General features: G+C 65.1%; 9 protein-coding genes. All 9 read left to right on the top strand.

Annotation, left to right across the window (positions count from 1 at the left end):
* Positions 1–1,078: 2Fe-2S iron-sulfur cluster-binding protein (locus FOZ70_RS38065; RefSeq protein ID WP_258025619.1), on the top strand; the 1,078-nt coding region annotated here is incomplete at its 5' end.
* 123 nt (positions 1,079–1,201) lie between these two features.
* Complete coding sequence (locus FOZ70_RS13035; protein WP_021164122.1) at positions 1,202–1,405, top strand: DUF2970 domain-containing protein; 204 nt, start codon at positions 1,202–1,204, stop codon at positions 1,403–1,405.
* Between the two features lie 618 nt (positions 1,406–2,023).
* Positions 2,024–4,255, top strand: coding sequence for a TonB-dependent siderophore receptor (locus tag FOZ70_RS13030; RefSeq protein WP_219706029.1), 2,232 nt, complete (start codon positions 2,024–2,026; stop codon positions 4,253–4,255).
* 59 nt (positions 4,256–4,314) lie between these two features.
* A complete protein-coding gene (pnuC, locus tag FOZ70_RS13025) occupies positions 4,315–4,947 on the top strand; it encodes a nicotinamide riboside transporter PnuC (RefSeq protein WP_021157393.1) in 633 nt (210 codons plus the stop codon).
* Positions 4,948–4,983: 36 nt separating this feature from the next.
* On the top strand, positions 4,984–6,174 hold the full coding sequence (locus tag FOZ70_RS13020) for a phosphotransferase (protein WP_219706028.1): 1,191 nt from the start codon (positions 4,984–4,986) through the stop codon (positions 6,172–6,174).
* 590 nt (positions 6,175–6,764) lie between these two features.
* Positions 6,765–7,448, top strand: a complete 684-nt coding sequence (locus tag FOZ70_RS13015; RefSeq protein ID WP_219706027.1) for a PAAR domain-containing protein — start codon at positions 6,765–6,767, stop codon at positions 7,446–7,448.
* Positions 7,445–7,987 (top strand): hypothetical protein, encoded by a 543-nt coding sequence (locus tag FOZ70_RS13010; RefSeq protein ID WP_059484173.1) that lies wholly within the window; start codon positions 7,445–7,447, stop codon positions 7,985–7,987. Before FOZ70_RS13015 ends, FOZ70_RS13010 begins: the two co-directional genes overlap by 4 nt.
* Before the next feature lie 5 nt (positions 7,988–7,992).
* Positions 7,993–8,679, top strand: coding sequence for a M35 family metallo-endopeptidase (locus FOZ70_RS13005; protein WP_081058622.1), 687 nt, complete (start codon positions 7,993–7,995; stop codon positions 8,677–8,679).
* A gap of 13 nt (positions 8,680–8,692) precedes the next feature.
* Complete coding sequence (locus tag FOZ70_RS13000; RefSeq protein WP_219706025.1) at positions 8,693–9,445, top strand: hypothetical protein; 753 nt, start codon at positions 8,693–8,695, stop codon at positions 9,443–9,445.
* Positions 9,446–9,788: the final 343 nt, after the last annotated feature.

Raw genomic sequence — 9,788 nt, 5'->3', positions numbered from 1 at the left:
ATCGGCATCGGCATCGGCATCCGCGTCGACATCCGCATCGGCACCCGCATCGGCACCCGCATGGCGGCCGCTGCGCATCGCGAAGATCGTCGACGAAGCGCGCGCGATTCGCTCGTTCCATTTCGAGCCGGTGGACGGCGGCGCATTGCCCGCCTACGAAGCCGGGCAGCACCTGACGCTGCGCGTCGCGCTGCCGGGAAGCGACGCGCCGTCGATCCGCAGCTACACGCTCTCCGATGCGCCGGGCGGCACGCATTACCGGATCACCGTGAAGCGCGAAGGGCGCGTATCGGCATGGCTGCACGATCGCGCGCAGGCGGGCATGACGCTCGACGCGCAGATGCCGCGCGGGCATTTCACGTTCGATCTCGCGAGCCCGCGCCCGGCCGTGCTCGTGTCGGCCGGCATCGGCGTCACGCCGATGATCGCGATGCTACGCCGCGCGCTGGCGGACGATCGGCCATCGCGCCGCGTGGTGTTCGTGCATGGCGCGCGCGACGCGGCCGACCGGCCGTTCGCGGCGGAGCTGGCACGCATCGCGGCCGCCGACGCACGGCTGTCGGTCCACTGGTTCGACAGCCATCCTCACGATGGCTCGGCAGCGCAGGCAGGCCGCATCGACATCGCGCAACTGAAGCGGCTCCTGACGTTCGACGATTACGACTTCTACCTGTGCGGGCCGTCGGCGTTCATGCGCGACCTGTACGACGGGCTGCGCGCGCTGAACGTGCCGGATGAACGCATCCGCTTCGAGGCGTTCGGGCCGTCGAGCGTGGCACGCAGCGCGACCCGCACGACCGGGGCGCAGGTCGCGAGCGTGCCGGTGGTATTCCGGCGCACGGGCCGCGATGCCGCATGGACGCCCGCCGGCGGCACGTTGCTCGAATTCGCGGAAGGGCAGCGCGTGGCCGTGCCGTCCGAATGCCGCTCCGGGTCGTGCGGCACGTGCGCGACGCGCGTGCTGTCGGGCGCGGTCGACTACGAGCAGGCACCCGATGCACCGGTCGAACCCGGCTGCGCGTTGTTGTGCGTCGCGCGGCCCGCGCAAGGGTCGGAGCCGCTCGTGCTCGACTGCTGACGCGCCCTGCGACATGCGGCCGCAGACGGCCTGCTGCGCGAAAAGCGCGCGCAACTGCTTCTTTTTTCGGATGCCGGTCGGATCGACGATAGCGTCAACCGATTCGATAAAAGGAGCACAACCATGAAACTGCTCGGCATGATCAAGCTGGTCCTGTGGAGTTTCTTCGGCGTACGCAACAGCAAGGCGCACGCGGCCGACCTCGCGAACGTCAACTACACGTTGCTGCCGTTCGTGGCGATCGTGCTCGCGCTGCTCGTCGGCGCGGTGATCTACGGCGTCGTGCACCTGGTCGTCGACCCGACCGCGACGATGCAGGGATTCTGACCGGCCGCCGGATCGCGAGCGGGCGAACGTTCCCGCTCCGGTTTCCGGCCGCGTGACCCGACGGTGCCGGTCATCGAGGTGGCCGCGCACGACGCCAGTCATGCGCACATCGGCACCGTCGCCGTGCCGCGCGAATCGCGCGGTTCCCGTTCCCGCCTTCCCCGCCCATCCGATTCGCCCGATTCACCCGATTCGCCCGATTCCAGGGCAGCCCGCCCCGCCCGGGGTAAAATGCGCGCCGCGCCGCGATGTCGTGCGCGACGGGCACGCCGCCGTTCCAGCGAACGGCGCGCACCAGACCGTCGCGCCCGTACCGGGGCGTTCGAAGCGTCCCCCGCATGACAAGACCGCGCGATGCAGCCGGCCGCCCGACACGCCCCGACGAACCGGTCGACGGCAGCGTCGGTTCCCGGTGCGTCACCTGAATCCGATGTCCCATCCTGCGTCTTCCCGACCGAGCGGCCCGCTTGCGTGCCGGATCGTCTGGTTCGCCCGGTTCGTCTGACGAATGTCGTGCCGGCGCGTGCGTCCGGCGGAGGCAGACCCGGTCGCGGGCACGCTTCGCAGCTTCGTAACGGGTTTCGACAGGGTCGAGTGGCGAGTTTTCCATCCAGAGCAATGACGGTGAATAGAACAACAGCGTCGCCCGCACGGCGGCGGCGCGCGAAGGTCGGGCTTGGTGTCGGCGTCGGCATCACACTTTTCGCGGCCCAGGCCGCCGCGGCGCAGGGCGACACGCCGGCGCCGGACGCCGGCGCGGCCGGCAGCGCGACGCTGCCGACGATCACGGTGAGCGGCGAGCGCGGCAACGCGCTGCGCGCACGCACGGCATCCGTCGCGGGGCTCGACGACGCACCGCTGCGCGATACGCCGGCGTCGGTGAGCGTCGTCACGCGCGCGCAGCTCGACGACCAGCAGGCGAAGCGGCTGAGCGACGTCGTGCGCAACGACGCGTCGGTCGTCAACGACTATGCGCCGGTCGGTTATTTCGAAGGCTTTGCGATCCGCGGTTTTCCGGTCGATCTCGCGAGCGCGATCCGGATCGACGGGCTGACGGTGTCCGGCGAACAGAACGTGCCGCTCGAGAACAAGGAGCGCGTCGAGATCCTGAAGGGGCTTGCCGGCATCGACAGCGGCGTCGTCGCGCCCGGCGGGGTGATCAACTTCGTGACGAAGCGTTCGGCGAACGTCGCGAGCGTGACGGGGGGCGTCGACAGCCGCGGCTCGACGTCGGCGGCCGTCGATCTCGGCCGCCGCTTCGGCCCCGACAATCAGTTCGGTTTCCGGATCAATGCCGCGAAGGAGAACATGCACTCCTACATCGACGGCACGAACGGACGGCGCACGTTCGGCTCGATCGCCGCCGACTGGGACATCAGCCCGCGCGCGAGCCTGCAGCTCAACGCCGAATTCCAGCAGTGGATCCAGCGCTCCGCACCCGGCTACCAGCTGCTCGGCGGCACCGTCGTGCCGTCGGTCAAGACGACGTCGAAGGCGCTCGGCACGCAGCCGTGGGCGAAACCGGTGACGACCGACGCGCTGAACCTGAACGCGCGCTTCGACTACCAGTTCAACGACGACTGGAAGGCGTATATCGCCGCCGGCCGCAGCCGCACGATGATCGACGACAACAGCGCGTTCGCGTACGGCTGCTCGTATGCGGCGAGCTGCACGGCCGGCGCGACGTCGCCGTTCTTCTTCGGCGCGAACGGCGACTACGACGTGTACGACTTCCGCAGCCCCGGCGAATACCGGCGCAACGACGACCTGCGTGCCGTCACGACCGGCAAGTTCGCGACGGGGCCGCTGCGGCACGAGCTGACGCTCGGCGTGAGCGTGCAGCGCCGTGTCGTGCACATGGCGACCGCCGTGTACGACTATGTCGGCAGCGAGAACATCTACGGACCCGACGTCACGTTCGCACCGTCGCCGAATACGCCCGGCCCGTCGTATCCGCAGCTCGATTCGTGGCAGTACGGCGTGTTCGGGCTCGACCGCATCAGCATCGGCGAACACTGGCAGGTGCTCGCGGGCGGCAAGGAGGTGCTGCTGCGCCAGCGCAGCTGGAGCAGCCTCGACGGCGACGCGACGCACACCGACCGCTCGGTGTTCCTGCCGCAGGTTGCGCTCGTCTACAAGCCGGTGAACGTGCTGTCGCTGTACGCGTCGTACAGCAAGGCGCTGTCGCTCGGCGACCAGGCGCCCGTGCGCGCGACCAACGCGTATGCGTTCCTGCCGCCCGTCGAATCGCACCAGATCGAGGTCGGCGCGAAATACGACTGGCTCGACCGGCTGAGCCTCACGGCCGCCGTGTTCTCGATCAGCAAGCCGTTCCAGTTCGCCGATCCGGACGCATCGGGCGAGCGCTACACGTTCGTGCAGCGCGGCACGCAGCGGCACCAGGGGATCGAGCTCGGCGCGGCCGGGCGCGTGACCGAGCGTCTGGGGCTGACGGCCAGCGTCGCGGCGATTCGTGCGCGCGCGTACGATTCGGGTTCGCCGGCCTACGAAGGGCACCAGGTCATCAACGTGCCCGCGCTGCGCGCGTCGCTGTATGCGGACTACGCGGTGCCGGGCGTGGCCGGTCTGAACGTGCTGGGCGGCGTCGAGTACAGCGCGGCCCGCAACGCGAACGAGGAGGGCACCGCGCAGGTGCCGGCGTGGTTCGTGTTCAATCTCGGCGCGCGTTATACGACGAAGATCGGCGGCCATCGCACGGTGTTGCGCGTGTCGGTGGACAACCTGTTCAACAAGTTCTACTGGCGCGATGCGGGCGAGCAGCAGGGCGATGCGTACCTGTTCCCGGGTGCGCCGCGCACCGCCCGCGTGTCGTTGACCTATGATTTCTGACTGTCCGGAACCGGCCGCGTGACCCGCAGCCCCGGCAGCTAACCTGGAGAGCACAGACGATGTCCCCACTCGAAATCGCCGGCGTGATCGTCAGCGCGCTCGCGATCTGGCTGACCGCGAAGCGGCGCATGCTGTGCTGGCCGGTCGGGCTCGTGTCGGTCGCGTTGTACGGCTGGATCTTCTTCGACGCGAAGCTGTATTCGGACATGCTGCTGCAAGGCGCGTTCGCGGTGCTGCAGGTGTACGGCTGGCAACGCTGGCTCGCGCAGCGCGCGAGCGAGGCCGACGGCAATGCGGCGCCGGCAGGCGATGTGGCGCCCGTCACGGGCGTGCGGCCGATGCAGATGCTGCCCGACCTGATCGCGGCCGTCGTCGGCAGCGCGCTGCTCGGCGGCATGATGGCGCGCTGGACCGATGCGGCACTGCCGTTCGTCGATGCCTCGCTGACCGCGTTCAGCCTCGTCGCGCAATACTGGACCGCGCGGCGCTACATCGCATCGTGGGGGCTGTGGATCGTCGTGAACGTCGTGTATGTCGGGATGTTCGTGTTCAAGGAACTGTATCTGACTGCCGGCCTCTACGCGCTGTTCATCGGGCTGGCCGTCGTCGGCTGGCGCGACTGGAGCCGCACGGCCGCGGCGCTGCGCGCGGCGGCCGGCGGTGCGCTGGCAACGGGCGGCGGCGCGCGCTGATTCACGCGCCGATTCAACTACGGAGCAACGTCGTTCATGTCATTCCCACTCGAGCCGGATGGCGCCCTGCCGCGTGACGTCGCGCCGCCGCAATTCGGTGTCGACGGCGAGCAGGCCGAACGCGACTGGCCGCTGATGACGCACGACGAGGTGGCGGCGGTGCTCGCGCGCATCGACGGCGCCGGCGAGCCCGAGCGGCTCACGTGGCACAGCCCGCGACAGTTCGCGGCGGCCGTGCTCGTGCGGATGGCGGACGGGCGCGGGCTGTTCGTCAAGCGTCATCACGCGAGCCTGCGCGATGTCGCGGGGCTCGAGGAAGAGCATCGCTTCATCGCGCACCTGCGCGAACGCGGCATGCCGGTGGTCGACGTGCTCGCGGATCGCAACGGTGCGACCGCATTCGCGTCCGGCGACTGGACCTACGAAGTGCATGTGCTCGCGCCCGGCGTCGACCCGTATCGCGGCGTGATGTCGTGGCAGCCGTTCACGCATGCGTCGCACGCTTACGCGGCCGGCCGCGCGCTGGCCGAGCTGCATCGCGCGTCGGCCGGCTACGATGCGCCGGCGCGGCCCCTGCGCACGCTGCTGTCGAGCTTCCGCGTGCTGTCGTCCGACGATCTGGCGGGCGCGCTCGAACGCTGGGTCGAGGCGCAGCCGCTGCTCGTGCGCGCACTCGGCGCGCGCGACTGGCGCGGCGACGTGGCCGACGCGATCGGCCCGTATCACGCGCGCCTCGTGCCGCTGCTGCCCGCGCTGCCGCCGCTGTGGACGCACGGCGACTGGCACGCGTCGAACCTGCTGTGGACCGAGGCGGGGCCCGGCGCGCAGGTGCGGACGGTGCTCGATTTCGGTTTGTCGGATCGCACCTGCGCGGTGATGGACCTTGCGCTCGCGATCGAGCGCAATACGGTCGACTGGATGGCGCCTGCCGACGCGCGGCGCGTCGAGTACGCGCAGATCGACGCGCTGCTCGACGGGTATGAGTCACTCGAACCGCTGGGCGACGAAGCCTATGCGGCGCTGGTCGCGATGCTGCCGATCGTGCATATGGAGTTCGCGCTGTCGGAAGTGGCTTATTTCGGCTGCATCATCGATGCGCCGGCCATCGTCGATATCGCATACGACGGGTATCTGATCGGGCACGCGCGGTGGTTCGGTGAGCGCGACGGGCGGCAGTTGCTCGACTGGTTGCAGCGTCGCCGGATGATGAGTAGCGGGAAAACGTGAGCGACGTGTTTGGCACTGGGAAGTGTGTGGTGGGTGCTGCCGGATCGGGCCGGCGGCATCGCGCCTGAACTTGCCCCTGACGTCGCCGCCCACAAGTTTGAGATCGGCCCTGGTTTCCGCACCGTGGCAAACGGTCGCGGCAACTTGAGGGCCGATTGCGGCGGCGCGCTACGCACCCTCGGATGGCGGGCCTTGTCCTCGCGCCACGCGGTCCCTTACAGCTTCAATACGAAATCCGCCGCCCAGCGAATCCGGACGAGAGTCTGCGGTCAATAAAGATGAGCGCTACAAACGTGCTTCCGGCGTCTGAATTCGCGAATCCCTGCGTTCAGTCGTTTTAGACGAGCGGGCGACGTATGGGCATTGCGGACAAAAAGTTCAACGAGTGCGGGCATCCTGCCCGACAGCGTACCGCCCGATACCTGGAAATCATACTCAAAACTTTGCGTCCGATAATTCTTCATGACATTCGTTCGGATACCAGATAATCGTTGCCGAATTTTCGTACACGGACGATTGATCGCCCTGTTAGGTTGGCTTTAAGTTGGCGTGGAGCACATTTCACCTACTTAACCGGAAAGGGATGAAGGATGCCGAACGAACAAGAAGCAAAAGCGCTTACCCATCTTTTCGCGACCATCGGCTCGCGTACCAGGCGCGGCGGTTGGGTTGCCGAAGTCGCTGGCAAGACGAGCTATCGTGGGCTGATGCTGGCCCGCGTCGGTGACGTCGTTCAATACGACGACGGCACCAAGGCCGTTGTCGTCGACGGGGCAGGATTTTCCGCCACGTCCGACGGCAAGCCAATGGCGCTAGTCGGCTCGCGACTAAGCAACGGCGACGTCATCACTCAAACGTTGCAAGACGGAGCCGGTATCCGGGTGACCGATGACAAACCGATTCCCGGCTTGTTCGATCCTGCTTACGTACCGCCGCCCGCTCGCCCACGCTACCGGCTGGCCGTGAAAGGGGCGACGACCGCGAGGGGCGGCGTGCTGCGTGAAGCAACCGGCACGTGGGACGTTGGCGAATCGCTCGGCAAGTCCGCTGTCGTGGGAAACATGGTTCACTATGTGGACGGTTCAACCGCTCGAATCATCAGCGGCCTTGGCATCGCGAATTCCCCCGACTTCACGCCGCTCGCCTTCGTTGGTAGCGAACTCTCAAACGGCGATATCGTCACGGACTCCCCGGAAGGTGAAGGAAGGGGCTGGGCCGACACCTTCACGGTGGTGAAATTGGCGGTCGTGGCTGATCAAGAGGCAGCGAAGTGATCCGGTCCTTCCTCGCCCAGGGCGACCGCGCCGGAAGCGCGATCATCACCGAAGGTCTCGACTCCGTGACCTGTTCTAATCCGCCGCCGGCAGTACAAATCGCCACGCTCGGCATGAAAACCTACTGCACGGCCTGCAAGCAAGAAGGATTCGTTGCGCCGGAGGGGCCGCGCTGGCCCGGCACGGGCCCGAACGGCAAGCAATGGGCATTGAGCGGTGATATCAACGTGTGTGGCTGCAGTCCGCCGCCGGTGTTCTACGCGGAGCGCAACATGAGGATGATTTTCACGGCAGAGGAAGCGGTGGCGCTGACGGGGCAGACCACTCCTCGTTCGTCGTTGGCGATTCACGCTAAACACGACGAACAGTTTGTTTTGCACGATGCCGATACCGGCCGACCCCTGGCACGCGTGCAATACCGTATCCATACCGCGTCCGGAGAAGTGTTCAGCGGTGTTACGGATGCTATCGGCCATACCCAACGAATTGTTACGACGAGCCGGGAAGCATTGGAAATCGAAATTTATGTGGAAGAGTAAAGAACATGGTAACGGGCAATGAAAGTACGCAAGGAAACGGTGACTGGATTCAGGTCGGGAAAGGTGAATCGAATACGGTCCGCGGTTCGAAAGTCATAATTCCGTTGTCACTGAACGGTCCGCCTATCTGTCCTAACATGACTGACGCAGAATTCAGGAAGCTTGTTCTAGGGTTGAGAGATGAGGCTGTTGTTATTACTAAGCAGAGAATAGCCGCACTGGCGCGATGGACGCCCGATACACAGGCTCGCGTTGTCGAGTGGTTCGGTTCGTCTGACAGCACGGTCAGAACCCGGTTGACTGCGGGTCTCGGGGCTCTCGTGACAGTCATGTCGAACCTGACCGCCAAGAACTTTGTACGTCCCGGCTCTGACGCGGACTTGGCTACTGGCTGCTTGCCCAATATGAAGGGGCTCGATGGAGAAGTGGCGCATGTTTGTCGTCCGGATACTGCGACGCATACCATTGCGATCAATATCAATTTCTGCTCGCTACCTGACCGCTCCGCGAGCAACTTATCATCGAAGCAACTTACGATAGTTCACGAGTGTTCGCATTTCATAGATACATTTGGTTCCGAGGACTACCCGGGCGCGTATGGCCGTTGGGCTTGCGAACGATTGGCGAAAGAACATCCTGAACAGGCTATTAGAAATGCAGACAGCATCGCGTGGTTCGTTTTGGCGCGTTAACCGAGCCAAAGGAATGAAACGATCGATATCGATTCTCCTGGCGTTTGCGTTCTGCTCGTCGCAGGCCTATGCATGTAAGGTTCTGGAACAAGACAATATGCAGTTGGCGTTGAATTCTATCGAGATTGGCAACAGCGATCGGTTGAGTCTTGTTAGACACTTCCTGACTGCGAGAGAGTGGACACGTGAAGGGGCATCAGCAACTGTAGATGCAGCCGCGTTTGCGTGGGAACGCAATCCGAAAGAGTTGGCAAAATTGCGTGGTGAGGCGATGAAATCCTTCCTTGTTCAACTGGGAATGAATCCCCAAGATGTGTGGATTCACGAGCGGATCATTCAGGGCAAGGACGGCAAACGCGACCCCTATGACGCGCATCAGGTCGGCGTGGAGTTTGTTCCGAAATGCCCGTCGGAAGGTTGTCAAAATCTATGCAATACCCCGAGTTTGCGAGGTGTTAGTAGCTATGCAGTTACGGCGGCTACGCCGGGTCCCACACATGACGTTGATCGTTTTACGTGTGCTGACGAGCGTCAGCCTGCAACGGCTCGTATCGTCACGACGGAGAGATGGACGGCGCGCACCGAAGACAAGGCGTTGCTCCTTGGGTCTCGTTCGAAGCCGCTTGCGCACGTTTGCTACCGAGTTACCACGAGCGCGGACCACTATGTCGGAATGACGGACGAGCGAGGACAAACTGAGCGAATGCAATTGCTGGGACCGGAATATACGAGGATTGAGGTAAAGGTCGACGCGACCAAGAATTGATCGGATAAGGCCGATATGTCCGCCGGGATGTGGTCACTCCCGTGGACAGTGAGGTGCCGCCGAGAGGTTTGCGACGCAGTGGGTTCCGCGTCTTGTTCGTCGGCGTTTCTGGAGATCTGCTGTATTTGATTCGTGAGACGTGATCTGTTCACCTATCCGCGTGCGGATCACGTTGTTCCAGCAAGTCGGTAAGGCGATACGGCGCTTCATCCAATCACCGTGCGTGGTGGCCGTCCCACCGCCGCGGCCGGCAAGCGTCGCACGCTCGCGCGCGGCCGCCCCCAAGATGACGGAAATGTCATCTTCGCCTCATGTTCGCACTGCGGCCGGACCGTAGCATCGG

The sequence above is a fragment of the Burkholderia sp. COPS genome (assembly GCF_019425585.1).
GTDB classification, from domain to species: Bacteria; Pseudomonadota; Gammaproteobacteria; order Burkholderiales; family Burkholderiaceae; genus Burkholderia; species Burkholderia cepacia.
The sequence above is the reverse complement of the archived record's forward strand: the minus strand, read 5'-3'. Positions and strand labels throughout refer to the sequence as shown.

Bases quoted from the DNA above. Each gene is read 5' to 3' on its own strand.
- FOZ70_RS13015 (WP_219706027.1), top strand. From the start codon at position 6,765: ATGCCGAACGAACAAGAAGCAAAAGCGCTTACCCATCTTTTCGCGACC.
- FOZ70_RS13030 (WP_219706029.1), top strand. From the start codon at position 2,024: ATGACGGTGAATAGAACAACAGCGTCGCCCGCACGGCGGCGGCGCGCG.
- FOZ70_RS13005 (WP_081058622.1), top strand. From the start codon at position 7,993: ATGGTAACGGGCAATGAAAGTACGCAAGGAAACGGTGACTGGATTCAG.
- FOZ70_RS13000 (WP_219706025.1), top strand. From the start codon at position 8,693: ATGAAACGATCGATATCGATTCTCCTGGCGTTTGCGTTCTGCTCGTCG.
- pnuC (WP_021157393.1), top strand. From the start codon at position 4,315: ATGTCCCCACTCGAAATCGCCGGCGTGATCGTCAGCGCGCTCGCGATC.
- FOZ70_RS13035 (WP_021164122.1), top strand. From the start codon at position 1,202: ATGAAACTGCTCGGCATGATCAAGCTGGTCCTGTGGAGTTTCTTCGGC.
- FOZ70_RS13020 (WP_219706028.1), top strand. From the start codon at position 4,984: ATGTCATTCCCACTCGAGCCGGATGGCGCCCTGCCGCGTGACGTCGCG.